We start from the raw sequence: 25,810 nt of genomic DNA, 5'->3' as shown, positions 1-25,810 counted from the left end.
GTGCGCCGCGTGCGACCATGGGCACATGAGCGAGACGGACCGCACGGAGACCCAACCGCTGAGCGAGCGCGGATCGAACCGGTCCCAGCGCCCCTCCTCACCCGCCTTCCGCGCGTTCATCGCCTCCGGGTGGGCCGGGTCGCAGGAGTCGCTGCCGGACCAGAGCCCCGCGGCGCCGTTCGCGGCCGCCCGCCGCGAGCGCATCGGGGCGCTGTTCCCGGGCGAGCGGCTCGTGCTCCCGGCGGGGACGCTGGTCACCCGCTCGAACGACACGGACTACCGGTTCCGGCCGCACTCGGCCTTCGCCCACCTCACCGGCCTGGGCACCGACGACGAGCCCGACGCCGTGCTCGTCCTGCACCCCGTCGGAGCCGGTGACGAGGGCACGACCCACGAGGCGGTCCTGTACTTCCGTCCCCGCGCCGGCAAGGACAGCGAGGAGTTCTACGCCGACTCGCGCTACGGCGAGCTGTGGGTCGGTGAACGCCCGAGCCTGGAGGAGGTGGCCGCCCTCACCGGGCTGCGCACCGCCCACATCGACTCCCTCGCCGACGAGCTCGCCAAGGACGCCGGGGCGGGCGGCGTCCAGCTGCGCGTCGTGCGGGGCGTCGACGCCGCCGTCGAGGCCCAGGTGAGCACCGCACGCACCGGCCAGGCACAGCCCGAGGAGGCCGACGCGGCGCTCGCCGAGGCGTTGTCCGAGCTGCGCCTCGTCAAGGACGACTTCGAGGTCGACCAGCTGCGCCAGGCCGTGGCGGCCACGGTCGAGGGCTTCGCCGACATCGTCCGCGCCCTCCCGCGCGCCGTCAGCCACCCCCGGGGCGAGCGGGTCATCGAGGGCGTCTTCGGCGCGCGGGCGCGCGAGGAGGGCAACGCCGTCGGGTACGACACGATCGCCGCGTCGGGGAACCACGCGAACACCCTGCACTGGATCCGCAACGACGGCGCCGTGCGGCCCGGGGACCTCGTGCTCGTGGACGCCGGCGTCGAGGTCGACTCCCTCTACACCGCTGACGTCACCCGGACCCTGCCGGTCGACGGCGTCTTCACCGCCCCGCAGCGCACGGTCTACGACGCCGTGCTCGAGGCCGCCGACGCCGCCTTCGCCCGCGCCGCCGAGCCGGGCGTGCGCTTCCGCGACGTCCACGCCGCGGCGATGGACGTGCTCGCGCACCGGCTCGCCGAGTGGGGCCTGCTGCCCGGCACCGCGGAGGAGTCACTCGCCCCCGAGGGGCAGTTCCACCGCCGGTGGATGGTGCACGGCACCAGCCACCACCTGGGCATCGACGTCCACGACTGCGCCCAGGCGCGCCGGGAGATGTACCTCGACGCCGAGCTCCGTCCCGGGATGGTGTTCACGATCGAGCCGGGACTGTACTTCCGCGCCGACGACCTCACGGTGCCCGAGGAGCTGCGTGGCATCGGGGTGCGGATCGAGGACGACGTGCTCGTGCGACAGGACGGCAGCGTGGAGAACCTCAGTGCGGCCCTGCCTCGCCGCGCCGAGGACGTCGAGGCGTGGATGGCCGGCCTGCGGGAGGGCTGAGCCCGGGCCTGCGCGGGACGCCCGCACCTCGCCGCGCTCAGTCGACGTGGCCCTCGCGGAAGGTCTCACCGATGATGTGCTGGTGGAGCCGCTCGAAGGTGCTGGCCTGCTGCCGTGCCTGGTCGGCGAGCGCCTCGAACAGCTTCGGCGGCAGCGCGAGGTCGGGGGCGAGCTCGGTGAGGGTCTGCCAGATGCCCAGCTTGCCCATGACGGCGCTGCGCATGAGCTCGGTCTCGAGCAGCGGGGTCATCGGTGAGCCGGTCACCCGCTCGTTGAGCTTGAGCCGGCCGACCTTCTCCCCCACCCACGCAGCGGCCTGCCGGTACGGGCGCCGCCGCAGCTCGAGGGAGTCGATCAGCTGCTTGAGGAAGGTGCGCTCGTCCTCGATCTCGGCTGCGACGTTCGCGAGGTCGGGGCCCAGGTCGGTGTCCGCGTACACCTCGGCCATCCGCTGCGCCCGCTCGAGGCCGGCGGTGGACCCGGTGAGGTGGTCGGACAGGTAGAGCCCGAGGATGTCGCGCTGGAGGCCGGGCGGGACCCGGTGCGCCGGCGAGTCGTCGTCGAGGCCGACGACGCCGTCGGGGTGGATGCCTCCGGGCGGGAGCTGGTCCTGCGGCCACGTGCGGCGCGGGCGCATCTGCGCGCTCGGGCGGCCCACCCCCTCGGCCATCCCGGTGAGGATGTCGCGCAGCGCCTCACGGGCGTCGCGCTCGGGCGCCCAGCCGAGCTCGGTCCGTGCGCGGGTGGTGTCCATGACCGGCACGCTCATCCCCATGTCGAGCCACCCGGCGTCGCTGGCCACCAGGTGGGCCTGCCAGCCGAGGGAGACGAGTGGCCGCAACGCGCGGGACGGCACCTCGACGACGCGTCCGTGGTCGAGCACCTCGGCGAGGTCACGTCCGTGGAGGACCGGGTCGGCCGCGATGTTGAAGGCTCCGGTCGCCCGCTGGACGACGATCCGGCGGTAGGCGTCCGCGAGGTCGCGGCCGTGCACCGCCTGGAGGCGCAGGCCGGCCGGGAGTGGGAGCACGGGCAGCGCGCCGGGGCGGAGCAGGCCGGGCGGGACGACGCCGCCGAGGAACAGGCGCATGACCTCGGCGCCGGCGTCCGTGTCGAAGATGAGCGCCGGCCGGACACGGGCCACGGACAGGCCGGCCGACTGGGCCTCGTCGAGGATCTTCTCCTGCGCGACCTTGTCGACCGAGTAGTGCGACGTCGGGATCCCGCCGGTGGGCCACGACTCGTCGCGTGGGTCGTCGTCGTCGACGGCGGAGTAGCTCCCGACCGACGACGCAGCGACGAGGTGGGGCACCCCGGCGTGCAGGCACGCCTGCACGATGCGCCGCGTGCCCTCGACGTTGGCCCGGCGCAGCAGGTCCCGCTGGCGGTTCGGCTGGATGAGCCAGGCAAGGTGCACGACGACGTCCGCGCCGCGCACCACGTCGGTGAGCCGGTCGAGGATGATCTCCTCCGACCGGTCCCGGAGTGCGGGCACGGCGATGTCGACCTGCTCCCACCGGGCCGTGTCGTAGGGCGGCACCGCCTCGGGGGCGCGCCGCGCCACCCCGACGACGTCGGTGACCTCCGGCTCCGTGGCGAGCGCCTCCAGCAGGAGCGTCCCGGTGTGACCGGAGGCCCCGACGACGACGACCCTCATGGCCGGGCGTCCCCTCGGGTCGACGCCATCGCCGGGTCGAGGACGACCTTGATCGCGCCGTCCTCCTTCTTCTGGAAGATGTCGTACCCGTGTGCGGCGTCCTCGAGGGACATCCGGTGGGTGCGCAGGTCGAGCACGCCGAGCGGGTCTGCGGGATCGCTCACGAGCGGCAGCACCTCGTCGATCCAGTGGTGGACGTTGGCCTGCCCCATGCGCAGCGTCACCTGCTTGTCGAACAGGTCGAGCATGGGCATCGGGTCCTGCGCCCCGCCGTAGACACCGGACAGCGAGATCGTGCCGCCGCGCCGGACGACCTCGATCGCGGTGTGCAGCGCGGCGAGCCGGTCGACGCCCGCCTTGGTGAACAGCGGCCGCGCCAGGAAGTCGGGCAGCAGGCCCGCCCCGGCCTGGATCCCGGCGGCGATGGGCGAGCCGTGCGCCTCCATGCCGACGGCGTCGATGACGGAGTCCGCGCCCCGGCCGCCGGTGATCTCCCGGACGGCGCCGGCGAGGTCCTTGACCCCGCGCATGTCGATGGTGGTGACGCCGTGGCGCCGTGCCATGTCCAGCCGCTCGGGCACGAGGTCGGCGCCGATGACCTGCTCCGCGCCGCGGTGGCGGGCGATCCGGGCGCTGAGCTGGCCGATGGGCCCCAGACCGAGGACGACGACGGTCCCGCCGGGTGGCACCTGCGCGTAGTCGACGGCCTGCCACGCGGTGGGCACGACGTCGGAGAGGTAGAGGTACCGCTCGTCGGGCTCGCCGTCGTCGGGCACGACGACGGGACCGACGTCCGCGTGCGGCACCCGCAGGTACTCGGCCTGGCCGCCGGGGACCTGCCCGTAGAGCTTGGTGTACCCGAACAGCGAGGCACCCTTGCCGTGCTCGGTGACCTGGGTGGTCTCGCACTGGGAGTGGAGCCCCCGGGAGCACATCCAGCAGCTGCCGCAGGCGATGACGAAGGGCACGACGACGCGGTCCCCGGCCTTGAGGCCCGTCACCTCGCTGCCGACCTCCTCGACGACACCCATCGGCTCGTGGCCGAGGACGTCACCGGGCTCGAGGAACGGCCCCAGCACGCTGTACAGGTGGAGGTCGGAGCCGCAGATCGCGGTCGAGGTGATCCGGATGATCGCGTCCGTCGGGAGCTGGATCCTGGGGTCGGGGACGTCCTCGACCCGGACGTCCTCCCGACCCTGCCACGTGAGCGCCCGCACCGGTCAGCTCGTGGGCTCGGCGCCGGACGTGTCGTTCCCCTCCGCCTGGGACGGCTGGTCGAACGACTCCTCACGCTCGAGCTGCTCGGGGTCGGCGTCCGGGTCCTCGGCGGGGTCGTAGGGCTGCTCGGACGGTGTGGGCGTGTTCTCACTCTGCTCGCTCATGGGGCCACTGTGGCACCGGGCACAGGTGCCCGCACGTGGAGGAGCGTGCGGTTGCCGGGTGGTCGCGGGACCCCGATCCTGTGCCCATGACGACCGACGCCGCGACGGCGGACACCACGCGCCTGGCGCGGCGGATCACTCCCTGGCTGCTCTTCCTGTTCATCCTCGGTGACGTGCTCGGGGCGGGGATCTACGCCCTGGTCGGCGAGCTCGCCGGCGAGTCCGGCGGGGCCATGTGGGCGCCGCTCATGCTCGCCTTCCTCATGGCACTGCTCACCGCCGCGAGCTACGCCGAGCTCGTGACGAAGTACCCGAAGGCCGGCGGAGCGGCGATCTTCGCCCAGCGCGCCTTCCGGCGCCCCGTCATCTCCTTCCTCGTCGGCTTCGCGATGCTCGCCGCCGGTGTCACCAGCGCGGCGGGCCTGTCCATCGCCTTCGCCGGTGACTACCTGTCCACCTTCGTCGACGTCCCCACGAGCGTCGCCGCGCCCGTCTTCCTCGTGCTCCTCGCGCTCCTCAACGCGCGGGGTATCAAGGAGTCGGTCCGGTCGAACGTCGTCATGACCGTCATCGAGGTCTCGGGCCTGGTGCTCGTCATCGTCGTCGTCGCCGTCGCGGTGGGGGGCGGGGCGGGCGACGCGAGCCGGCTGGTCGAGCTCCCGCCGGAGACGGGCGCCGCCTCGGCGGTCCTCGCCGGCGCGATCCTCGCCTTCTACTCCTTCGTCGGCTTCGAGGTGTCGGCCAACGTCGCCGAGGAGGTGCAGGACGTCAGCCGCGTCTACCCGCGGGCCCTGTTCGGCGCGCTGGCGGTGGCGGGCGTCGTCTACGCGCTCATCGGCGTCGGCTCGGCGCTCATCATGCCGCCGGGCGACCTCGCCGGGTCCTCGAGCCCGCTGCTCGACGTCGTCGAGCAGTCCGGCGTCGGGGTCCCCGACTGGGCGTTCTCCCTCATCGCCCTCATCGCCGTCGCCAACGGCGCCCTGCTCACGATGATCATGTCCAGCCGGTTGGCCTACGGGATGGCGGACGAGGGCCTGCTGCCCTCCGGGCTCACCCGCGTGCTGCCGGAGCGGCGCACCCCCTGGGTCTCGATCGTCGTCACCACCCTCGTGGCGGTCGGGCTCACGCTCGTCGGGGACCTGGGGATGCTCGCCGAGACGGTCGTCCTGCTCCTGCTGCTCGTGTTCGTCAGCACCAACCTCGCCGTCCTCGTGCTGCGCAAGGACGCGGTCGACCACGAGCACTTCCGTACCCCGCGGGCACTCCCGGTGCTCGCGCTGCTCACCTGCGCGGTGCTGCTGAGTCAGCAGACCGCGCAGGTGTGGCTCCTCGGGGCGGGGATGATGGTGCTCGGCGTGGTGCTCTACGCCGTGACGGGACGCTTCCGTGACCCGTCGGCGGACTCGGTGACGGCGACCCGTCGCAGCTAGCCGAAGCTCGGCAGGTGGTCCCGGGCGAAGGCGAGCGACTCGGTCAGCGCGGCCTCGCGGTCAGCGGGTCCCATCTTGCGCGTCGTCACCTCGACGGCGACCGAGCCGGTGAAGCCGAGGCCGGGGAGGGCCTGGAGCAGCTCCCGGCAGGGCTGGGTGCCGCGGCCCGGCGTCAGGTGCTCGTCGCGGTTCGAGCCGGTCGAGTCGGTGAGGTGGACGTGGGCGAGGCGTCCGGCCAGCTGTGCGGCCATCTCCAGGGAGTCCTGCCCGGCGATGCCGGCGTGCGACAGGTCGAGGGTGACGTTCTCGTAGCCGAGCTCGACCGGGTCCCAGTGCGGGAGGTAGGCGTGGCGCTCCTTGGTGCGGCTCGCGTCCTTCGCACGGGCCTTCCACGGGAACATGTTCTCCACGCTGAGCTTGACGTCGGTGGCGGCCTGGCGGCGGGCGATGCCCTCGACGAAGCCGCTCGCGTACTCCCGCTGCCACCGGAACGGCGGGTGGACGACGACGACCTCCGCCCCCACCGCCTCGGCGAGCTCGACGGAACGGTCGATCTTGCCCCAGGCGTCCGAGCCCCACACGCGCTGGGTGAGCAGCAGCGTCGGGGAGTGGATCGCGAGCACGGGCATGCCGTACTGCTCCGCCAGCGCGTTGAGCCGCCCGGGGTCACGGGTCTCCGGCCACTTCCAGACCATGACCTCAACGCCGTCGTAGCCGAGCCGCGCGGCGTCGGCGAAGCACGACTCCGTGCTCTCCGGGTAGCACGAGGACGTCGACAGGAGGATCGGGGGGACCCTCACGGAGTGGGCTCCCCGCCGTCCTGCGGGCTGTCCGGCCGGCGGCGTCCGTACCTCGGGTTGCCGTGCTCGTCCTCCCAGGGCGTGAACCCGCGCGCCGGGGCCTCGGGCTCGTCCGGCGTCGCGGAGGGGCGTGGGGCCTCGGCCGGACGCGGCTCCTGTGCCGGGCCGGACGTCGCGCCGGGCCGGTCCGGCGGCTGGGGAGCGGGCACGCCCTGCTGGTCCCGGGCGCCGTAGGGGCCGGGCGGCTGCCGGGGCTGCCAGCCGGGCGCGCCGGCCGGCTGGAGGTCGGCGCCGACCCGGGCGCGGATGCCGGCCTCGTTGAGCAGCCGCAGGGCCTCCCCGACCCGGCTCTGCTCACAGAGCAGGCCGTACCTGCTCGCCACGACCTGGCTGGAGGAGGTGAAGTCGCGCTTGCCGCCCGTGAAAGCATAGGAGACTAGCGCGAAGAGCATCCCGAAGGCGGCGCCGATGACGAGCGCGGGCAGCAGCATGATGAGGATGCTCCCCTCGGAGAGCAGACCGAACAGGAGGCCGACGAACAGGCCGAACCAGGCGCCCGACATCGCTCCGGCGAGCGCCACGCGCGGGTAGGACAGCCGCCCGGTGATGCGCTCGACCATCCGCAGGTCCGTGCCCACGATGGTCGTGTGCTGGACCTCGAACTCCTTGTCGGACAGGAGGTCGACCGCCCGCTGAGCCTCCAGGTAGGTGTCGAAGGAGGCGATCTGGACGCCGGTGGGCAGGGTGGGTGTCGGAGGCACTCCGCCCCTGCTGCTCGAAAAGGCCATGGGCCGATTGTCTCCCTTCGGCGCTGCAACCGCTACGCGCGCCCCCCTCACCCTGCGCGGTCGTGCGGTTCTCGCGAAACCGGTGCGGCCATTCGGTCCCCGGCTCCGGCGGGGGCGCACCGTTGCTCATAGGCTTGCCGACGTGAGCACACCGGTGAGCAGGAGCGCGATCAGCAGGGTCTTCGTGGGCCGACTGGCGGGGACGAACGTCTTCGACCCCCTCGGTGACCAGGTCGGCAAAGTACACGACGTCGTCGTCCTGCTGCGCACGTCCGCCCCTCCCCGCGCCGTCGGGTTCGTCGTCGAGGTCCCCGGCAAGCGTCGGGTGTTCCTGCCGATCACCCGGGTCGTGAGCATCGCCACCGGTGCCGTCATCACCACCGGACTCCTCAACATCCGCCGCTTCACCCAGCGGGCGAGCGAGACGCTGGTCATCGGCCAGCTCGTCGACCGGAAGGTCCCGCTGGCCGACGGGAGCGGGCGGGTCCTCATCACCGACGTCGCCATCGAGCAGCAGCGCAACCGCGACTGGCTGGTCACCCAGCTCTTCGTCGAGCGGAGCACCGCTGGGCGCGGCCTGCGCCGCCGGCGGGGGGAGCAGCTCATCGTCGACGTGCAGGACGTCGTCGACCTCGCCGGTGACGCAGGGCCGCAGCCCGCGACCACGCTGCTGTCCACCATGGAGGACCTCAAGCCCGCCGACGTCGCCGACGTCCTGCACGACCTGCCCCCGGACCGGCAGATCGAGGTCGCGGCCGAGCTGGGCGACGACCGACTGGCCGACGTCCTGGAGGAGCTGAGCGAGGACGACCGGGTCGCCATCGTGTCCGGGCTCGACGCCGACCGGGCCGCCGCCGTCCTGGACGTCATGCAGCCCGACGACGCCGCCGACCTCGTCAACGAGCTGCCGCCCGACGTCGCCCGCTCCCTCCTCGAGCTCATGGAGCCGGAGGAGGCCGAGGACGTGCGTCGCCTCATCGCCTACGACGAACGAGCGGCCGGCGGCCTCATGACGACCGAGCCGCTCATCCTGCCCCCCGAGTCGACGGTCGCCGTCGCCCTGGCCAGCGCCCGCCGGGTGGACGTCACACCCGCGCTGGCGACGATGATCTTCGTCGTCCGGCCCCCGCTGGAGACGCCCTCGGGCCGCCTGCTCGGCGTCGTCCACATCCAGCGCGCGCTGCGCGAGCCACCCAGCGCCCAGCTCGGCTCGATGCTCGACACCGACATCGAGACCGTGGGACCGCACGCGGACATCGGCAAGATCACCCGCCTGCTGGCGACCTACAACCTCACCGCGCTCCCCGTCGTCGACGAGGAGCGCCGCCTCCTGGGGGCCATCAGCGTCGACGACGTCCTCGACCACCTGCTTCCCGAGGACTGGCGCGACGCCGACAACGAGGCGACCGACATCGCGATGACGAGGAGTGCCCATGGCTGAGCGGCTCGACACCCCCCTGCCCACCCGCCGGCGTTGGCTGCGCCGGCCGCAGGTCGACTCCGAGGTCGTCGGCAGCGCCGCCGAGGGCATCGCCCGGTTCACGGGCACGCCGCGCTTCCTCGTCTACCTCTCGGCGTTCGTCATCGTGTGGCTCGCGTGGAACACCTGGGCCCCGGAGAGCCTGCGCTTCGACTCCGCGGCGCTCGGCTTCACCGCTCTCACGCTCATGCTCTCCCTCCAGGCGTCCTACGCCGCGCCCCTCATCCTGCTCGCGCAGAACCGGCAGGACGACCGGGACCGGGTGACCGCCGAGCAGGACCGTCAGCGGGCCGAGCGCAACCTCGCCGACACCGAGTACCTCGCCCGCGAGCTGGCGGCGCTGCGCCTGGCCCTGGGGGACGTGGCCACCCGCGACTTCGTCCGCTCCGAGCTGCGCAGCGTGCTCGAGGAGCTGCGCGACGAGGACGAGGAGCGCAGCCGGCGCTAGCCCGTGGTGGCTCCGGTCACACGGACCTAGGGCCGCTGGGACCCGGCGCACCGGCCACCTACCATGGGAGGCATGAGTGCCCCTACCGTCGAAGCGATCCGCAGCGAGCTGGAGAAGGTCCTCGACCCCGAGATCCGCCGCCCCATCACCGAGCTCGGGATGGTCCGCTCCGTGGAGGTCGCCGGCGCCGGTGACGTCGTCGTCGGGATCGACCTCACCACCGCCGGGTGCCCGCTGCGCTCGACCATCACCAAGGACGTCACCGCGGCCGCCCAGCGCGTCGAGGGCGTCGCCGACGTCCGCGTCGACATGGGGGTCATGAGCGAGGAGCAGCGCAAGGCGCTGCGCTCCCAGCTGCGCGGCGGCGTCGCCGAGCCCACCATCCCCTTCTCCGAGCCCGGCAACCTCACCCGTGTGTACGCCGTGACCTCCGGCAAGGGCGGCGTGGGCAAGTCCTCGGTGACCGCCAACCTCGCGGCGGCCATGGCTGCCGACGGCCTCAAGGTCGGGGTCGTCGACGCCGACATCTACGGTTTCTCCATCCCCCGCATGCTCGGGGTGGAGCACTCCCCCACCAAGGTCGACGACATGATTCTGCCGCCGGTCGCCGGTGACGTGAAGGTCATCTCGATCGGCATGTTCGCCCCTCCCGGCCGCCCGATCGTGTGGCGCGGCCCCATGCTGCACCGGGCCCTGCAGCAGTTCCTCGCCGACGTGTTCTGGGGCGACCTCGACGTCCTGCTCCTCGACCTCCCGCCCGGGACCGGTGACATCGCGATCTCGGTCGGCCAGCTGCTCCCGAACGCCGAGCTGCTCGTCGTCACGACTCCGCAGACGGCGGCGGCCGAGGTCGCCGAGCGCGCCGGGTCGCTGGCCGGGCAGACCAACCAGCACGTCGTCGGCGTCATCGAGAACATGTCGTGGCTGGAGCAGCCGGACGGCCAGCGGGTGGAGCTGTTCGGCTCCGGCGGCGGCCAGATGGTCGCGGACAACCTCAGCGCCGGTCTCGGCTACGACGTCCCGCTGCTCGGGCAGGTGCCGCTGGACATCAAGCTCCGCGAGGGCGGGGACTCCGGCGTGCCGTTCGTGCGGACCGACTCCTCCGCCGCTGCGCAGGTGCTGCGCGACATCGCCGCCGGTCTCAGCCGCCGAGCACGTGGGCTGGCCGGTCGCTCGCTGGGGATCAGCCCGCTCTGACGCGGGACCTCACGTCGCCTCGTCGTCGAAGGGCGCCCGCCCGGCCGGTGCCCGGGGCGCCGACCTCGGCCGCGTCCCGGGCTCCTCGCGCAGCGCGTCGCGCACGATCCGGCGCGGGTCGTACTGGCGCGGGTCGAGGGACTTGAGGTCGAGGTCGTCGAGCTCCGGCCCGAGCTCCGCGCGGACCCGCTCGGAGGTGTCCGTGGACAACCGGCGCAGGTTCCGCACCAGTCTCCCGAGCTGCTCGGCGTACTGCGGCAGGCGCTCGGGACCGATGAGGACGATCGCCAGCAGGGCGATGACCGCAAGCTCGGACCCGTTGATCGGCACGCTCCCAGGATAGGCCGAGCGCTACTCGCTGCCGGCCTCGTCGAGGACGACCTCGACCTCACGCTCCTGCCCGTCGTCGGAGCGGACGGTGAGCACGACCGTGTCCCCCGGCGCCCGTGACCGCACGGCGACGATGAGCTCGGAGGGCGACGTCACCGGCTGCCCGTCGAAGTGCGTGATGACGTCCCCCGGCTCGATCCCGGCCTCGGCCCCCGGCCCGTCGGGCGTGACGGCCGGGGTGTCCGCGGCGCCGTCCTCGAGCACCTGGACGCCCTCGCCCTGGTAGCGCGTGTCGAGCGCGACGCCGATGACCGGGTAGGTGGCGCGTCCCGTCTCGATGAGCTGCTCCGCGGTCCGGCGCACCTGGTTGGACGGGATCGCGAACCCGAGCCCGATGCTGCCCGTCGGCTGGCCGCCGGCCTGGGCGATCGCCGTGTTGATGCCGATGACCTCCCCGGCCGTGTTGATGAGCGGCCCGCCGGAGTTGCCGGGGTTGATCGCCGCGTCGGTCTGGATCGCGTTGATGAACGAGGTGCCCTCGCTCGAGCCGCCGGCCTGCACGGGCCGGTTGAGCGCGGAGATGATCCCGCTCGTGACCGTGCCCTCCAGACCCAGCGGGGCGCCGACGGCGACGACCGGGTCCCCGACGACGACGGCGTCGGAGTCGGCGAGCGGAAGCGGTGTGAGGCCGTCGCGGTCGACCTTGAGGACGGCGAGGTCGTAGTCCGCGGTGCGGCCGACGATGTCGGCACGCTCCTGCGCACCGTCGGCGAAGGTGACGCTCACCTCGCCGTCACCGTCACCGGCAGCGTCGATGACGTGGTTGTTGGTGACGACGTACCCGTCCTCGCGCAGCACCATCCCGCTGCCGCTGGACCCGCTCCCCCCGCCCCGCACCTCGATGAACACGGTGCTGTCCAGGGCGGCGGCAGCGATCCCGGCGACGGAGTCCGGCGCCCGCACCGTCGACGCGGGGTTGGCCGGGGCCGGCAGCGCACCCGATGTCGTGGTCGGCCACAGGGCGCGTGCCCCCAGCGCGCCGAGGACGACCCCTCCGAGGAGGGAGACGAGGACGAGGAGGACGACGACGCCGAGGCCCACCGTGCGGCGCCGCGTGCGCCGGTCCCGAACGGCCCGGTCCTCCGGGGGCGGCGGGTAGCCGGCCGGGCTCTGCCACGGCCGCGCCGCGGGGTCGCGCCATGCGTACGGCTCGGCGGCCGGCGAGGCCGCCGAGCCACCGCTCGTCGTGAACTCCGCGGGCGGGGAGGACGGCGGGTAGTGCGGGGTCCCGTCACCGGACGGACCGGGCGACGACCACGGCAGGCCGGCCGCTGCCGGACGTGACGCGTCGGTCGCGTGCTGGCCGTGCCGCGCGGGAGCGTCCCGGCCCTGCTGCGCCGTGAGCCCGCCGTCCCGGCCCGAGCCCCCGTACCAGGCCTGCCCGGGCGCTGAGCCGCCGGCCCGGGCCAGCGGGCCGGAGGGGACGTCGTCCCGTCCCCCGGGCACCGCGGGGCCGTCCTGCTGCCCCCATGACGTACGGGTGCCCGAGAACGGCCGGGTGACGCCGTCGGCGGCCCCGTCGGCCGTCGCGGTGGCCGGGAGCGGACGGGTCGCGTCGTCGGCGGCCCCGGGTGGCGTCGCGGTGCCCGGGAGCGGCCGGGTCGCGCCCCCGGTGGCCCCGGACGGCGTGCCCGGCGCGTCCGCGCCCTCCGCGGCCGCAGTCGCGAGCGGGTCGTCGCTGCTGTAGGGCTCGGTCCGGGGTGCGGGTGAGGGCGGGTAGCCGGGCTCGTGCTCGCCGGGTCGCTCGTTCATGACCACAGTCTCCTCCAGGTCCAGGGTGGCCGGCAGGCTCAGCCCTGCGACCACTCCGTCACGGCGTGCCAGCCGCGCGCCAGGCGCGCGGCCACGGACGTGTCGAACTCCCCGGCCGGCAGCGCGTCGAGGATCGCGTCACTGTACGGCGCGTCGTCCGGTGCGGCCAGCACGACGACGACGCAGTCCTCGCTCTGCAGCGCGACGTCGTGCACACCCGTGGACATCGCCATGGCGTCCGGTCGGGTCGACGCCAGCTCGGTCCGCAGCTCCGTGCCGACCTCGGACGTCATCACGCCGCGCTGCTGGAGCATCCGCACGTGGGCCATCGCCCCGGCGACCTCCACCTCGAGCACCTCGCCGGACTCGGTGTCGTAGACCTCCACGTCGACCACCCGCATCCCGTGCGGCAGCGCCTCCGGCGTGCTCCACCCCTCGGCGGCCAGCCAGGCGACGATGTCGGCGCTCGCCTCCTCGGTCCCCAGTCCCTCGGGCAGCCCGGCCGGGCGCTCACCGGCCTGGCCGCTGACGGCGTCGAGGATCGCGTGCGGGTCGGTGCTCGGCTCCGCCGCGCTGCCGACGACGACGAGCCCGATGGCGGCGGCCCCGGCCGCTGCGCCCACGCCTGCGCCGGCGAGGAGCGCCCACCGTCGACCGCTCGGTCGCTCCTCCGGTGGCGGCGACAGGGCGAGCAGGCGGGCGGTCAGCTGGGGGTCGGGGTGGACGTCCCCGGCGCCGCTGAGCACCGTCCGGGACCTGCGCTCCTGTGCCAGCAGCCACGCGCACCGCGAGCAGGTGGCCGTGTGGGCGAGCAGGACCTCGGCCTCGGCTGCCGGCAGCTGCCCGTCGACGAGGGCGGCGACCCGTGACCCGAGGTGGCTCACCGGACCACCTCGCTCGCCGGGCGCAGGTGCCCCAGCCGGTCGCGCAGCATCGCCCGTCCGCGGTGGATTCGGGAGCGCACCGTGCCCATCTTGATCCCCAGCGTCGCGGCGATCTCCTCGTAGGACAGCCCCTCGACGTCGCACAGGACGACGGCGACGCGGTAGCGGGGCGGCAGCGCGTCCAGCGCCGCCTGGATGTCGGAGTCGAGGTTCTCGTGCTCGAACCGGCGGTGGAGGTCGTGCTGCTCGTGCGGGGCGGGCAGCTGCTCGGCGTGCTCCCCGAGGTGGGTGAGGCGCACCCGGGAACGCTTGCGCGCACCGTCGAGGAAGAGGTTGGTGGTGATGCGGTGGATCCAGCCCTCGAAGGAGCCCGGGCGGTAGGAGTTCAGCGAGCGGAACACCCGGATGAAGGTCTCCTGGGTGAGGTCCTCCGCGTCGGCCTTGTTGCCGGTGAGCCGGTAGGCGAGCCGGTAGACCCGCCCGGAGTGGTCGCGCACGATCTCCTCCCAGGACGGCGCCGTCCAGGTGGTCTCGTCGTGCGTCGTCATGAGGCCGTCTCCCCTGCGGTGGTGCTCCCAGGATACGAGGCGAACCTGAGGACGACCTGGGAGCCGCGATCCCGTCGCACCGCTACGATCAGGGGCAGTCCACCGCCGTCCACGCGGGCGCCGAGCAACGGGAGGCACCACCATCGCTGCCGAGAAGGCCCTCAGCTGGGCGTACACCGAGGAGTTCATCCCCGAGGACGACGTCGTCGTCGCCGCTCGCCGCCGGAGCGAGGAGCTCGGCGCCACGGCCGTGAGTGCCGGGACCGGCGCCGCGCTCCGTCTGCTCGCCGCCGCGGTCCGGGCGCGCGCCGTCGTCGAGATCGGGACCGGGACCGGCGTGAGCGGGCTCTGGCTGCTGGGCGGCATGAGCCCGGACGGCGTCCTGACGACGATCGACGTCGACACCGACTACCAGCGCGCCGCCCGGGAGGCCTTCACCGCCGCCGGCGTGAAGTCCGCCCGTACCCGCCTCATCTCCGGCCGTGCCATGGACGTGCTGCCGCGGATGGCCGACGGCGCCTACGACCTCGTGCTCGTCGACGCCGACCCGGCGGAGGCCGCGGACTACGTCCAGCAGGCCGTCCGCATGCTTCGCGTGGGTGGGGTGGTCGCCGTGACCAACACGCTCTGGTACGACCGCGTCGCCGACCCCGCGCGGCGCGACGAGTCGACCGTGGCGATGCGCGAGCTCGGCAAGTCGGTGCGGGCCGACGAGCGGCTCACCAGTGCGCTGCTGCCCAGCGGCGCCGGCCTCCTCGCGGCCGTCCGCCGCAGCTGACCGCAGGTCCCCCTTCGTCGCCGAGAGCGGAGTTGTTGCGGGGCGTTCGTCGCCGAGAGCGGAGTTGTTGCGGGGCGGTGGCTCAGGACTCCCCGAAGCCGTCGAGGACGCTCGCGGAGCCGGACAGGCCCAGCCGGGTGGCGCCGGCGTCGATCATCGCCTGCGCTGCCGCGGCGTCGCGGATGCCGCCCGAGGCCTTGACGCCCAGGCGCCCGCCGACGGTGCGCGCCATGATCTCGACGGCGTGCACGCTCGCCCCGCCCGTCGGGTGGAAGCCGGTGGACGTCTTGACGAAGTCGGCGCCGGCGGCCTCGGAGGCGCGGCACGCGGCGATGATCTGCTCGTCGTCCAGGGCGGCGGACTCGATGATGACCTTGAGGACGGTGGGCGAGGGGGCAGCCGCACGCACGGCCGCGATGTCGGCCTCGACGGCCGCCCAGTTCCCCTCGCGGGCCGCTCCCAGGTTGATGACCATGTCGACCTCGGCGGCCCCGTCACGCACCGCCTGCGCGGCCTCGGCGGCCTTGACGTCGCTGTGGTGCGCACCCGAGGGGAAGCCGCACACGGTGGCGACGACGAGCCCCTCGGCGTCGTCCAGCGGAAGCACGGAGGGTGAGACGCAGACCGCGAGGACCCCCAGCTCCTGCGCCTCGGCCACGAGAGCCGCGACCTGCTCCCTCGTCGCCTCGGGCTTGAGCAGGGTGTGGTCGATGAGCTGGGCGACGTCGTGACGTGCGGTCATGGGGCTGTCCTCCTGGGGTCGGTGGCTCGAGCCTATCGGGGCGGGAGCTCGTCGCCGTCGTCCTCGGGATCGTCGACCAGCGGCACCTCGATGACCTGCTCGGCCTGGTCGGCCTCGTTCGCCTCACGGTCCGGGTCGACGACCTCCGGCGGCCCGTAGTCCTCGCCGGTTCCCGGGTCGAGGGCCGCGACGGCCTCCTCGGGGTCCTCCGGCACATCGGTCTCGCGTGCACTCGTCGAGTCGGGCGGGATGCTCATGGTCACGTCCTGTCCAGTCGGCTGTCCGGGCCTACCCAGTGTGGCCCGTTCCCGGCCCGGGTGCAGGTCAGGCGGGCACCGGCAGCAGTGCTGCCATGACGTGCGTCCAGCCGCCGAGCGCGGGGTGCGGGGTCGTGCGGTTCAGGAGGTCCGCGGTCGGCACCGAGTAGACCGAGCCGGCGGCCGGCTCGTACAGGTGCAGGGTGCCGGGGAGCGCCGCGCCGGGCGCGGGTGGCACCGCGAGGACGACGTGTCGGGGGACGGCGTGCGCCACTCCTCCGCGCAGGTCCCCGCCCACGTACAGCGGGACGGGCAGTCCTCGTCGGTTCGCGGACTCGACCAGGCCGAGGATCGCAGGCGCGTCGGCGGCCGAGTCGTCGACCGGGCGGACGCGGTACCGCACGCCGGGGAAGCGAGCCGCCCGGGCGGCGGTCCACGGGGGCGTCCCGAGGGCAGCGGGCCACGGCAGGGGGCCGAGGGCACGGCGGCCGGTCGCGCGCTTGACCTCGCGCTGCGCCGCCGCGAAGCGGTCCGCCGCCTCGGCACCGACCTCCCCGGCGGGCACCTCGGGAGGGCGGTGCCCCTCGGGCAGCCGGCCGGTCTCGAGCCACTCCGCGAGCGCAGGGTCCCCGGTGGCCGCCAGCATGACGAGCACCGCGGACCCGCAGGTCGTGCCGTCGACCTGGCGCGCCCGGGCCTCGCCGAGGAGCACCGGGAGACCGTCGTCGCGCTGCGCACCGGGGCGCCCGACCGCTGTCGGGCCGCCGACCGCCGTCTCGGCCCCGGCCGCAGCACTCGGTCCCGGAGCGGTGTGCGCCGTGGCTGGTCCAACCCCCGGTGCGCCCGACGCAGCAGCCGGGCCCGTCGGGACCGTGGCGGACCGGACGCGGGTGGCGCGCACCGGTCGGCTCAGTGCCGCGAGCGGGGCCGTCAGCTGCCAGCGGTGCCAGGAGGACGTCGCCATCTCAGCCCGCAATCTTCTCGATCACGACGTCACCGCGCTCCACGCCGTCGCCGCCGACGTCGATGCCGCCCTCGAGGGCCTGCCGGGCCCGCTCGAACCGCTCGGGCGTGTCGGTGTGCATGGTGAGCAGCGGCTGGCCCGCCCGGACGGTCTCCCCCGGCTTGGCGTGCAGCTCGACGCCCGCGGCGGCCTGGACGGCGTCGCCCTGCCGCGCCCGCCCGGCCCCGAGCCGCCACGCGCACACACCGACCGCGTAGGCGTCGAGCCGGCTGAGCACACCGTCGGACTGAGCCGTGACGGTCTCGGTCTCCTTGGCCGTGGGCAGCTCGGCGTCCGGGTCACCACCCTGGGCGCTGATCATCCGCCGCCACACGTCCATGGCCCGGCCGTCGGCGAGCGCGGCGCGCGGGTCGGCGTCGGTGCGGCCCGCGGCGTCGAGCATCTCCCGTGCGAGGGCGACGGTGAGGTCGACGACGTCCTGCGGTCCCCCGCCGGCCAGCACCTCGACCGACTCGCGCACCTCCAGCCCGTTGCCGGCGGTGAGGCCGAGTGGCGTGGACATGTCGGTGAGCAGGGCCGTCGTGCGCACGCCGGCGTCGCTGCCGAGGGCCACCATGGTGCGCGCCAGCTCGCGCGCGGCGTCGAGGTCCTTCATGAAGGCGCCGGAGCCGACCTTGACGTCCAGCACGAGGGAGTCGGTGCCCTCGGCGATCTTCTTGCTCATGATCGAGGAGGCGATGAGGGGGATGGCCTCGACCGTCCCGGTCGTGTCGCGCAGCGCGTAGAGCTTCTTGTCGGCAGGGGCGAGCCCGCTGCCGGCGGCGCAGATGACGGCTCCGACGTCCTCGAGCTGGCGCAGGATGGCGTCGTTGCCCAGGTCTGCCTGCCAGCCGGGGATCGCCTCGAGCTTGTCGAGGGTGCCGCCGGTGTGGCCCAGGCCGCGTCCCGACAGCTGGGGCACGGCGACGTCGAAGACGGCGACGAGCGGGGCGAGCGGGAGGGTGATCTTGTCGCCGACGCCCCCGGTGGAGTGCTTGTCCGACGTGGGGCGGCTCAGGCCCGAGAAGTCCATCCGACTGCCGGAGGCGATCATCGCCCGGGTCCACCGGGCGATCTCGTCCCGGTCCATCCCGCGCAGGAAGACGGCCATCGCCAGGGCCGACATCTGCTCGTCGGCGACGGCGCCGCGGGTGTAGGCGTCGATCACCCAGTCGATCTCGGCCGGGGCCAGGGCACCGCCGTCGCGCTTGGTCCGGATGAGGTCGACGACGTCGAAGGCTTCTGTCATGACCCCACTGTAGGCGTGTCCCGGCTCCCGGACCGGGGCACGACTCGCGTGCCCGGGCGGTCGCGCCGGGACTACCGGTCGTGAGGGGCGCTCGCCCCGGCCGGCCCGCCGGGGGCGACGACGTGGCTCAGCGCCGCGCCCAGCCGTCGAGGTGGTCGGGGCCGAACGCCTCGGGGAGCACTTCCGTCATCGGGTGGATCCCGCTCGGTGTCTCGACGAGCAGGTCCGGGCCCCCGTGCTCCCACAGGAGCTGACGGCACCGGCCGCAGGGCACGATGACGGTGCCCTCGCCGTCGACGCAGGTGAAGGCGACCAGCCGCCCCCCACCGCTGGCGTGGAGCGCCGAGACCAGGCCGCACTCGGCGCACAGCCCGATGCCGTAGGAGGCGTTCTCCACGTTGCAGCCGACGACGGTGCGGCCGTCGTCGACCAGCGCGGCCGCCCCCACCGGGTAGTGGGAGTACGGGACGTAGGCACTCGGGAGCATGCCGCGTGCCAGCTCGCGCAGCCGCTCCCAGGTGGCGTCGTCGATCATGGCGTCTCCTTCCCTCGGGGCCCGGCTGTCGGCGCCCGACGGGAGCTCGTGGCGGGGCTACTTGACGTAGGGCTTGTTCTCCGCGGCGGGGGCGCGGACGCGACCGACGAACCCGGCCACCGCGAAGATCGTGATGACGTACGGCAGCATGAGCAGGAACTCTCCGGGGATCCCGGAGCCGCCCATCGTGCTCAGCATGTTCGCGAGGTTGCGGGACAGGCCGAACAGCAGGGCCGCCGCCATCGCCCCGAGGGGGTTCCAGCGGCCGAGGATCATCGCCGCGAGGGCGATGAAGCCGTTGCCCGCCGACATGTCCCGACCGAACGCGAGCCCGGAGCCGACCGTGAAGAACGCCCCGCCGAGCCCGGCGAGCGCGCTGCCGAGGATGGGGGTGACCCACCGGGTGCGGATGACGTTGATGCCGACGGTGTCCGCCGCCTTGGGGTGCTCACCGACCGCGCGCACCCGCAGGCCCCACCTGCTGCGGAACAGCATGACCTGCAGCAGGATGATCGCCGCGTACATGAGGTAGACGAGGATGTTCTGGTTGAACAGCACGGGCCCGATGATCGGGATGTCCGACAGCAGCGGCACCGGGAGGTCGGGCAGCCGGAACCGCTGGTTGAGCCCGGGGTTGTCCGAGAGCACCGTGGAGAAGAAGAACGTCGTCAGGCCCAGCACCAGGACGTTGAGGACGACACCGACGATGATCTGGTCGACCCAGTACTTGACGCTGAAGAAGACGAGCAGCACGCCGACGAGCGCGCCGGCGATCGGCGCCGCGATCACGCCCACGTAGGGGTTGCCCGCCACGGAGGCGACGACCGCGGCGAGGAAGGCTCCGGCGAGGAGCTGGCCCTCGATCGCGATGTTGATGACACCGGAGCGCTCGCACATGACGCCGGACAGCGCACCGAAGACGAGCGGCACGGACAGCGCCAGGCCGCCGATGAGCAGCGAGGTCAGCGGGATCGTCCCGTCCGCCCCCACCCAGGTGAGGAAGGCGATGACGAAGGCGGCGCCGAAGGCGGCCGGGGGCCACCAGCCCACGTCCTCCCGGCGGACGGCCCGCATCGTGGCGTAGGCCGCGAGGGCTGCCATGAGAAGCGTGAGCACCCACAGCGCCGGCACGGTCGGCACCGCGGTGTTGGGCAGCTCCGCGGCCTCCCCGCCCGTGGCGGTGCGGAACGTGGTGACCGTCCCGGACTCGGCGAACAGCACGAAGCCGAGGAGGGCGATGAGGGTGAACACGATCATGAAGCCGGGCACGCGCCACTTCACCGGGGGCACGATCACCTGCGACTTCTCGCGGGTCGTCGTCGTCTGGCTCATGCCGCGACCTCCTTCGCAACGAGCACCGAGGAGCTGCGCCGCGCCCGCTGGGGCGCCGGCAGGCGGAAGATCGCTCGGACGAGTGGGGGTGCGGCGATGAGCAGCACGATGATCGACTGGACGACGAGGATGATGTCGATCGGCGTCTCCGTGGTCGACTGCATGAGGAAGCCACCGGCCTTGAGCGCCCCGAAGAGCAGCCCGGCGGCGAGCGTCCCCCACGCACGCGCCCGGCCCAGCAGCGCGACCGTGATCGCGTCGAACCCGTAGCTGGCCGCCACCCCCGCGGTGAGTAGCTGCTCGGTGCCCAGCACCTGCGCGGAGCCGCCGAGGCCGGACAGGGCACCCGCGACGACCATCGCGACGATGATGACCTTGCCGACCGAGACCCCCGCGGTGCGGGCGGCCTCCTGGTTGGCGCCGACTGCACGCAGCTCGAAGCCGAAGGTCGAGCGCTCCACGAGCCACCACACGGCCACGGTGACGGCGAGCATGAGGATGAAACCGAAGTGGAGCCGGAAGCCCTCACCGAGCAGCAGGGGGTAGAGGGCGGTGTCCCTCACGTAGGGCGACCGCGGCAGGGCGGACCCACCCTGCTGGAAGGCGGGCTGGGTGAGCAGCCAGCCGATGAAGAAGACGGCGATGTTGTTGAGCATGATCGTGACGATCACCTCGTTGGCGCCCGTCCTGGCCTTGAGGACGCCGGCGATCCCGCCGTAGAAGGCCCCGCCGAGGGCGGCGCCGATGATCGCGAGGACGACGTGCAGGACGACGGGGAGGGTGAAGGTGAAGCCCACGTAGCCGCCGACGATGGCGCCGAAGATGATCTGTCCCTGGCCACCGATGTTGAACATGCCTGCGCGGAAGGCGATCGCGATGCCCAGGCCGGTGAAGACGAGGGGCACGGAGAAGACCATCGTCTCCGTCAGGGGCCGGATCGCGCGGGCGAACGTCTCTGCCTGGTAGTCGAACACCGCCCCGCGGAACAGCGCGTTGTAGGAGGCGGAGATCGCCTCCCAGGCGGCCGTGAGCAGGTCACCCGGCCGGCTGAAGAAGTAGCCGGCCGAGTCCTGGACCCGGGTGTCGGCCGCGGCGATGAGCACCGCGCTGAGGGCCAGCGCGACGACGATCGCCAGCACCGTGACGAGCCAGCTGCCGGAGAGGATGTCCCGGACGACCTGCGCGGTCCTCCCGGCCGGGGCCTTCTCGGGGACCTGCTTCTCCGACGCGGGTGACTCCTCGGCCTGGGCGACCACGTCGCCCGGGTGGTCCTCCCGACGCCGGATCTGCTCCTCGCTCACGGCGCGGTCTCCTCACTCGTGTGGTCCACCGCGGCGAGGGCCGTGCGGTGCTCGGCTGACTGGGCGCGGGCCTCGTCCAGCGGGACGCCGGCCATCATGAGGCCCAGGACGTCACGGTCGGTGTCCCCGGGGACGATCCCGACGATCCGGCCCCGGTACATGACGGCGATGCGGTCGGCGAGCGCCATCGCCTCGTCGAGCTCGCTGGACACGAGCAGGACGGCGGTGCCGTTGTCACGTTCGGCGACGAGCCGCTCGTGGATGAACTCGATGGAGCCGACGTCGACGCCACGGGTGGGCTGCGAGGCGACGAGCACCCGCAGCGGCCGGGACATCTCCCGGGCGACGACGACCTTCTGCTGGTTGCCGCCGGACAGGGTGGAGATCGGGTCGTTGACGTCGGTGAGGCGGACGTCGTACTCCTCGGCCCGCTGGCGCGCGTGCTGCTCGACGACGCCGGGCAGGACGGTCCCCCACCGGGCGTAGGGCGCGGTGTCGTAGACGTCGAGGATGAAGTTCTCCGCGACCGTGAAGCTGGAGAGCACACCGCTGGTCGACCGGTCCTCGGGGATGAACCCGAGCCCGGACCGCAGGCGCTGCTTGACGCTCCTCCCGACGACGTCCTCGTCGCCGAGGCGGATGGATCCGTGCAGCGGGTCGGTGAGCCCGAGGACCGTCTCGGTGAGCTCGGTCTGCCCGTTGCCCTGGACGCCGGCAATGACGACGATCTCCCCCCGCCGCACCGTGAGGTCGACGCGGTCGACGGCGACGTTGCCCTTGCCGTCCAGCACGGTGAGGTCGGACAGCACGAGGGCCTCCTCGCCTGCCTGGGCCGGGCTCTTGTCCACCGCCATGCTCACGCTGCGCCCCACCATGAGGGAGGCGAGCTCGGTCTCCGAGGACGTGGGGCTGGCCTCGCCGACCACCTTCCCGCGGCGGATGACCGTGATGGAGTCGGCGATGGCGCGGACCTCACGCAGCTTGTGGGTGATGAAGACGATGGAGGTGCCCTCCGCCTTGAGCTGCCGCATGATCGCGATGAGCTCGTCGGTCTCCTGCGGCGTGAGCACCGCGGTGGGCTCGTCCAGGATGAGGACCTTCGCGTCACGGGAGAGCGCCTTGATGATCTCGACGCGCTGCTGGACGCCTACCGGGAGGTCCTCGATGACCGCGCCGGGGTCGACGTCGAAGCCGAAGCGGTCGGAGATCTCCTTGACCCGCTTGCGGGCGGTGCGCTGGTCGATGATGCCCAGCGGTCCGGCAGGTTCGTACCCGAGGGACACGGACTCGGCGACGGTGAAGACGGGCACGAGCATGAAGTGCTGGTGCACCATCCCGATCCCGGCGGCGACGGCGTCGCCCGGGCCGGAGAACCGCACGGGCTCCCCGTCGATGAGGATCTCGCCGTCGTCGGGGTCGTACAGGCCGTAGAGCACGTTCATCAACGTGCTCTTGCCGGCACCGTTCTCCCCGAGAAGCGCGTGGATCTCCCCCGGCTCGACGACGAGGTCGATGGCGTCGTTGGCGACGAGGGTGCCGAAGCGCTTGGTGATGCCTCGAAGCTCGAGCTTCACTGGGCTGCTCCATGGGTGGGTGAGGCGGCCGACGGCACCCGGTGGCCCGGGACCGCGGGATGTGGAGGGGTCGGGCTGCGGCGCCCGAGTGTGGTGACGGCCCGGCCGGTGGCCGGGCCGTCACGCGGTCACTGCGGGGTGGTCACGGAGAGTTCGGCGACTCGACCATGAGCTCACCGGAGACGATCTGCTCCTGGAGCGCGTCGAGCTGGTCCTGGAGCTCCTGCGGGACCTCGGCGGTGCCGAGGGCCAGGCTGACACCGCCGTTGGCGAGGTCGCCGACGTAGGGCTCGCCGGAGAAGCTGCCGTTGACGGCCTCCTCGATGGTCTCGAAGACACCGGCGCCGATCTCCTTGACGACCGAGCCGAGGATGATGTCGGCGTAGTCGGTGGACTGGGTCCAGTCCGAGTCCACACCGACGATCCACGCGTTGCCGGCGTTCTCGGCGGCGGCGGCGGCACCCAGGCCGACCGGGCCGGCGACCGGCATGATGATGTCCGCGCCCTGGGCGATGAAGCCCTCGGTCAGCGCCTGGCCCTGGCCCTGGTCCTCGAAGCCGCCGGAGAAGGTGCCGTCCTGCGCCTCCTTGTCCCAGCCCAGCACCGTGACGTCGGCGCCGTTGTCCTCGTTGTACTTGGCCACGCCGTCGACGAAGCCGTCCATGAAGATGCTCACCGACGGGATCGGGAGGCCGCCGAAGGTGGCGACGGTGCCGGTCTCGGTCATGCCCGCGGCGAGGTACCCGCCGAGGAAGGCGGCCTCGGCGGTGTTGAAGATGATCGGCTTGGCGTTGTCGAGCTCGACCGGCTCGGGCGGGTCGCCCTCGGAGAAGGTCGCGTCGACGAGGCCGAAGTTGAGGTCGGGGTTGGCCTCGGCCGCGCCCTGGATCGGGTCCTCGAGGAGGAAGCCGACGCCCACCGTGATGTCACAGCCCTGCTGCACCATGGAGTCGACGTTGGGCCCGAAGTCCGCGTCGCTCTGCGACTCCGCGTTGTTGAGCTGGATGCCGAGCTCGGCCTCGGCGCGCTGGCCGCCCTCCATCGCCGACTGGTTGAACGACTGGTCGTCCCAGCCGCCCTGGTCGGAGATGAGGCAGGCGAGGAAGTCGCTCGCCGCGTCGTCACCGGCGTCGCCGGTCTCGGTGTCGGCGGCCGTCGTGGTGGCGTCGCCGGCGGGCTCCGGGCTGTCGTCCTCGGGTGCGTCGCCGCACGCCGCGAGGGCCAGCGTGGCCACGGCCGCGAGAGCGGTCGCGTAGATGCTCTTCTTCACGCTTGTCTCCTGGTCATCGTTGTGCCGGTGGTCCGGCGGGCGATGGGGGCGCCCTACCTACGTCATCGGCTGTGTAGAGCCGACCTTAAGCCTCGCGAGCCTCGAATCTGGCCGCATCGTGAGATGTCGTGCCGGTCTGTTACAGAAACGTTGCTATGGCGCGCGCACCGGCGCGCCTCCCCGCCCGCCTCCGCGGAGCGGCGCACCGCCCCGGCCACCGGGTCTGACCGGGGCCGCGACACGCGCCTCGTAGCCCGCCCGCTGCGCCGTGCGGGCGAGGACGCGGACCCCGATGCCGATCGCGCGCTCGTCGACGACGAGGTCGCCCTGGTGCAGGTCGTGCGCCGGACCGCCGGGGACGCGCGTCCCCAGACGCACCATCGCGCCGGGCACCCGGGACAGGTACCAGGCGAAGTCCTCACCCCCGAGCGACTGCTCGGTGAGGATGACGGCGTCGTCGGCGATGACCTCACGGGTGGCGCTGTCGAGCATCCGGACGCACTGCTCGTCGTTGACGACCGGCGGCATCCCGCGCTGGTGCTTGAGCTCGACCTCCACGCCCAGCGGGGAGAGGAGGTCCTGGACGACGTCGTCGACGAGCGCCCCGGCACGCTCCCAGGTCTCGACGTCGAGCGAGCGCAGGGTCCCGGTGACGGTCCCGACGGACGGGATGGTGTTCGGGGCCTTGCCGGCGTTGACGGCGCCCCACGTGAGGTTGGCGCCCGAGCGGGGGTCGAGGCGGCGGTCGAGCACGGCGGGGAGCTGGGTGATGATGTGCCCGAGGGCGTAGACGACGTCGCCGGTGAGGTGCGGCCGGGACGTGTGCCCGCCGGTCGAGCGCACCGTGATCGTCACGTTGTCCGAGGCCGCGGTGATCGGCCCGATGCGGGAGCCGACCTTGCCGCAGTCGATCTTCGGCGCGCAGTGCAGGGCGTAGATCTGCTCGACGCCGTCGAGCACGCCCGCGTCGAGCAGCGCCTGGGCACCGCTGGGCTGGACCTCCTCGGCGGGCTGGAGGACGAGTCGGACCCCGACGGGCAGCTGCCCCTCCTCGTCGAGCCGGGCGAGGACGAGGCCGGCACCGAGGACCGCGGTGGCGTGCACGTCGTGCCCGCAGGCGTGGGAGACGCCCTGGCGCCGGGAGCGGAAGGGCAGCCGGGTGCTCTCCTGGACCGGCAGCGCGTCGATGTCACCACGCAGGGCGATGCGGCGGCGGCCGCGCTCACGCGGGTCGGGGCCGATGTCGCAGACGAGGCCGCTGCCCGCGGTGCGCCGCGGGGACAGCCCGGCGGCGGCGAGACGGTCGAACAGGAGGGTTGTCGTCTCCTGCTCCATCCACCCGAGCTCCGGGTTGGCGTGGATCTCGCGGCGGATGGCGATGAGCTCGTCCTCGAGCTCCGCTGCGAGCTGGACGATGCGGTCGGGCGTGGGTGCTGCGTTCACCCCAGCGACCCTAGTCCTCCACGG

General features: G+C 73.2%; 25 protein-coding genes. 6 read left to right on the top strand and 19 right to left on the bottom strand.

Annotation, left to right across the window (positions count from 1 at the left end):
• Positions 1-25: 25 nt before the first annotated feature.
• Positions 26-1,546, top strand: coding sequence for an aminopeptidase P family protein (locus tag VR894_RS02505; protein WP_324649727.1), 1,521 nt, complete (start codon positions 26-28; stop codon positions 1,544-1,546).
• A 37-nt stretch (positions 1,547-1,583) separates the two neighbouring features.
• Here the strand turns inward: VR894_RS02505 and VR894_RS02500 are convergent, their stop codons facing one another.
• From VR894_RS02500 to VR894_RS02490, 3 genes are read right to left on the bottom strand one after another with little or no spacing between them, the layout of a single operon-like run.
• On the bottom strand, positions 1,584-3,203 hold the full coding sequence (locus VR894_RS02500) for an NAD-dependent epimerase/dehydratase family protein (RefSeq protein WP_324649726.1): 1,620 nt from the start codon (positions 3,201-3,203) through the stop codon (positions 1,584-1,586).
• Positions 3,200-4,420 (bottom strand): zinc-dependent alcohol dehydrogenase, encoded by a 1,221-nt coding sequence (locus VR894_RS02495; protein ID WP_324649725.1) that lies wholly within the window; start codon positions 4,418-4,420, stop codon positions 3,200-3,202. Before VR894_RS02495 ends, VR894_RS02500 begins: the two co-directional genes overlap by 4 nt.
• Positions 4,421-4,423: 3 nt before the next feature.
• A complete protein-coding gene (locus VR894_RS02490) occupies positions 4,424-4,585 on the bottom strand; it encodes a hypothetical protein (RefSeq protein WP_324649724.1) in 162 nt (53 codons plus the stop codon).
• A gap of 86 nt (positions 4,586-4,671) precedes the next feature.
• Between VR894_RS02490 and VR894_RS02485 the strand changes: the two genes are divergently transcribed.
• Positions 4,672-6,015 carry an APC family permease gene (locus VR894_RS02485; protein ID WP_324649723.1) on the top strand — a complete coding sequence of 448 codons (1,344 nt, stop codon included), beginning with the start codon at positions 4,672-4,674 and terminating at the stop codon, positions 6,013-6,015.
• Here the strand turns inward: VR894_RS02485 and VR894_RS02480 are convergent.
• Entirely contained in the window at positions 6,012-6,815 is an 804-nt protein-coding gene (locus VR894_RS02480) for a sugar phosphate isomerase/epimerase (protein ID WP_324649722.1), read from the bottom strand. The two genes, VR894_RS02485 and VR894_RS02480, sit on opposite strands and share 4 nt — an antisense overlap.
• Positions 6,812-7,603, bottom strand: a complete 792-nt coding sequence (locus VR894_RS02475) for a general stress protein (protein ID WP_324649721.1) — start codon at positions 7,601-7,603, stop codon at positions 6,812-6,814. Before VR894_RS02475 ends, VR894_RS02480 begins: the two co-directional genes overlap by 4 nt.
• Before the next feature lie 142 nt (positions 7,604-7,745).
• Between VR894_RS02475 and VR894_RS02470 the strand changes: the two genes are divergently transcribed.
• From VR894_RS02470 to VR894_RS02460, 3 genes are all read left to right on the top strand, one after another.
• Entirely contained in the window at positions 7,746-9,044 is a 1,299-nt protein-coding gene (locus VR894_RS02470) for a magnesium transporter MgtE N-terminal domain-containing protein (protein ID WP_324649720.1), read from the top strand.
• A complete protein-coding gene (locus tag VR894_RS02465; RefSeq protein ID WP_324649719.1) occupies positions 9,037-9,531 on the top strand; it encodes a DUF1003 domain-containing protein in 495 nt (164 codons plus the stop codon). Before VR894_RS02470 ends, VR894_RS02465 begins: the two co-directional genes overlap by 8 nt.
• A gap of 72 nt (positions 9,532-9,603) precedes the next feature.
• Positions 9,604-10,728, top strand: coding sequence for an Mrp/NBP35 family ATP-binding protein (locus VR894_RS02460; protein WP_324649718.1), 1,125 nt, complete (start codon positions 9,604-9,606; stop codon positions 10,726-10,728).
• Between the two features lie 9 nt (positions 10,729-10,737).
• Here the strand turns inward: VR894_RS02460 and VR894_RS02455 are convergent, their stop codons facing one another.
• From VR894_RS02455 to sigE, 4 genes are read right to left on the bottom strand one after another with little or no spacing between them, the layout of a single operon-like run.
• Positions 10,738-11,058 (bottom strand): twin-arginine translocase TatA/TatE family subunit, encoded by a 321-nt coding sequence (locus VR894_RS02455; RefSeq protein ID WP_324649717.1) that lies wholly within the window; start codon positions 11,056-11,058, stop codon positions 10,738-10,740.
• Between the two features lie 21 nt (positions 11,059-11,079).
• Positions 11,080-12,870, bottom strand: a complete 1,791-nt coding sequence (locus VR894_RS02450) for a trypsin-like peptidase domain-containing protein (protein ID WP_324649716.1) — start codon at positions 12,868-12,870, stop codon at positions 11,080-11,082.
• Between the two features lie 38 nt (positions 12,871-12,908).
• Positions 12,909-13,754: an anti-sigma factor gene (locus tag VR894_RS02445; protein ID WP_324649715.1), complete on the bottom strand. Its 846-nt coding sequence runs from the start codon at positions 13,752-13,754 to the stop codon at positions 12,909-12,911.
• Complete coding sequence (gene sigE / locus VR894_RS02440) at positions 13,751-14,302, bottom strand: RNA polymerase sigma factor SigE (RefSeq protein WP_324649714.1); 552 nt, start codon at positions 14,300-14,302, stop codon at positions 13,751-13,753. The genes VR894_RS02445 and sigE overlap by 4 nt, the downstream gene beginning before the upstream one ends.
• 142 nt (positions 14,303-14,444) lie before the next feature.
• Here sigE and VR894_RS02435 point away from each other — a divergent pair, with 142 nt between their 5' ends.
• Positions 14,445-15,080 carry an O-methyltransferase gene (locus tag VR894_RS02435; RefSeq protein ID WP_324650040.1) on the top strand — a complete coding sequence of 212 codons (636 nt, stop codon included), beginning with the start codon at positions 14,445-14,447 and terminating at the stop codon, positions 15,078-15,080.
• An 82-nt stretch (positions 15,081-15,162) separates the two neighbouring features.
• On the opposite strand, the gene deoC is transcribed toward VR894_RS02435, so the two are convergent.
• The 10 genes from deoC to VR894_RS02385 form a co-directional block, all read right to left on the bottom strand.
• On the bottom strand, positions 15,163-15,822 hold the full coding sequence (gene deoC, locus VR894_RS02430; RefSeq protein WP_324649713.1) for a deoxyribose-phosphate aldolase: 660 nt from the start codon (positions 15,820-15,822) through the stop codon (positions 15,163-15,165).
• A gap of 32 nt (positions 15,823-15,854) precedes the next feature.
• Positions 15,855-16,079, bottom strand: a complete 225-nt coding sequence (locus VR894_RS02425) for a hypothetical protein (RefSeq protein WP_324649712.1) — start codon at positions 16,077-16,079, stop codon at positions 15,855-15,857.
• A gap of 67 nt (positions 16,080-16,146) precedes the next feature.
• Positions 16,147-17,043, bottom strand: a complete 897-nt coding sequence (locus VR894_RS02420; RefSeq protein ID WP_324649711.1) for a hypothetical protein — start codon at positions 17,041-17,043, stop codon at positions 16,147-16,149.
• Position 17,044: 1 nt separating this feature from the next.
• Positions 17,045-18,331 (bottom strand): thymidine phosphorylase, encoded by a 1,287-nt coding sequence (locus tag VR894_RS02415; protein ID WP_324649710.1) that lies wholly within the window; start codon positions 18,329-18,331, stop codon positions 17,045-17,047.
• Positions 18,332-18,458: 127 nt separating this feature from the next.
• The gene (locus VR894_RS02410) at positions 18,459-18,866 is read right to left on the bottom strand and encodes a cytidine deaminase (RefSeq protein WP_324649709.1); all 408 of its coding nucleotides are present in this window, start codon (positions 18,864-18,866) and stop codon (positions 18,459-18,461) included.
• Positions 18,867-18,923: 57 nt separating this feature from the next.
• Positions 18,924-20,198: an ABC transporter permease gene (locus VR894_RS02405; RefSeq protein WP_324649708.1), complete on the bottom strand. Its 1,275-nt coding sequence runs from the start codon at positions 20,196-20,198 to the stop codon at positions 18,924-18,926.
• The gene (locus VR894_RS02400) at positions 20,195-21,499 is read right to left on the bottom strand and encodes an ABC transporter permease (protein ID WP_416380789.1); all 1,305 of its coding nucleotides are present in this window, start codon (positions 21,497-21,499) and stop codon (positions 20,195-20,197) included. Before VR894_RS02400 ends, VR894_RS02405 begins: the two co-directional genes overlap by 4 nt.
• The gene (locus VR894_RS02395; protein ID WP_324649707.1) at positions 21,496-23,073 is read right to left on the bottom strand and encodes an ABC transporter ATP-binding protein; all 1,578 of its coding nucleotides are present in this window, start codon (positions 23,071-23,073) and stop codon (positions 21,496-21,498) included. Before VR894_RS02395 ends, VR894_RS02400 begins: the two co-directional genes overlap by 4 nt.
• Positions 23,074-23,215: 142 nt before the next feature.
• Positions 23,216-24,343 (bottom strand): BMP family ABC transporter substrate-binding protein, encoded by a 1,128-nt coding sequence (locus VR894_RS02390; protein WP_324649706.1) that lies wholly within the window; start codon positions 24,341-24,343, stop codon positions 23,216-23,218.
• Between the two features lie 153 nt (positions 24,344-24,496).
• Positions 24,497-25,786, bottom strand: a complete 1,290-nt coding sequence (locus VR894_RS02385; RefSeq protein WP_324649705.1) for an amidohydrolase — start codon at positions 25,784-25,786, stop codon at positions 24,497-24,499.
• Positions 25,787-25,810: the final 24 nt, after the last annotated feature.

Source organism: Georgenia sp. H159 (assembly GCF_035607575.1).
In the GTDB taxonomy this organism is placed as follows: Bacteria; Actinomycetota; Actinomycetes; order Actinomycetales; family Actinomycetaceae; genus Oceanitalea.
Note: the sequence above shows the minus strand (reverse complement) of the source record. Positions and strands in the feature narration are given on the sequence as shown.

Excerpts from the sequence above, each read along its gene's own strand:
- VR894_RS02505 (WP_324649727.1), top strand. The coding sequence starts at position 26 with ATGAGCGAGACGGACCGCACGGAGACCCAACCGCTGAGCGAGCGCGGA.
- VR894_RS02500 (WP_324649726.1), bottom strand. The coding sequence starts at position 3,203 with ATGAGGGTCGTCGTCGTCGGGGCCTCCGGTCACACCGGGACGCTCCTG.
- VR894_RS02490 (WP_324649724.1), bottom strand. The coding sequence starts at position 4,585 with ATGAGCGAGCAGAGTGAGAACACGCCCACACCGTCCGAGCAGCCCTAC.
- VR894_RS02485 (WP_324649723.1), top strand. The coding sequence starts at position 4,672 with ATGACGACCGACGCCGCGACGGCGGACACCACGCGCCTGGCGCGGCGG.
- VR894_RS02475 (WP_324649721.1), bottom strand. The coding sequence starts at position 7,603 with ATGGCCTTTTCGAGCAGCAGGGGCGGAGTGCCTCCGACACCCACCCTG.
- VR894_RS02465 (WP_324649719.1), top strand. The coding sequence starts at position 9,037 with ATGGCTGAGCGGCTCGACACCCCCCTGCCCACCCGCCGGCGTTGGCTG.
- VR894_RS02460 (WP_324649718.1), top strand. The coding sequence starts at position 9,604 with ATGAGTGCCCCTACCGTCGAAGCGATCCGCAGCGAGCTGGAGAAGGTC.
- VR894_RS02450 (WP_324649716.1), bottom strand. The coding sequence starts at position 12,870 with ATGAACGAGCGACCCGGCGAGCACGAGCCCGGCTACCCGCCCTCACCC.
- sigE (WP_324649714.1), bottom strand. The coding sequence starts at position 14,302 with ATGACGACGCACGACGAGACCACCTGGACGGCGCCGTCCTGGGAGGAG.
- deoC (WP_324649713.1), bottom strand. The coding sequence starts at position 15,822 with ATGACCGCACGTCACGACGTCGCCCAGCTCATCGACCACACCCTGCTC.
- VR894_RS02425 (WP_324649712.1), bottom strand. The coding sequence starts at position 16,079 with ATGAGCATCCCGCCCGACTCGACGAGTGCACGCGAGACCGATGTGCCG.
- VR894_RS02420 (WP_324649711.1), bottom strand. The coding sequence starts at position 17,043 with ATGGCGACGTCCTCCTGGCACCGCTGGCAGCTGACGGCCCCGCTCGCG.
- VR894_RS02415 (WP_324649710.1), bottom strand. The coding sequence starts at position 18,331 with ATGACAGAAGCCTTCGACGTCGTCGACCTCATCCGGACCAAGCGCGAC.
- VR894_RS02410 (WP_324649709.1), bottom strand. The coding sequence starts at position 18,866 with ATGATCGACGACGCCACCTGGGAGCGGCTGCGCGAGCTGGCACGCGGC.
- VR894_RS02405 (WP_324649708.1), bottom strand. The coding sequence starts at position 20,198 with ATGAGCCAGACGACGACGACCCGCGAGAAGTCGCAGGTGATCGTGCCC.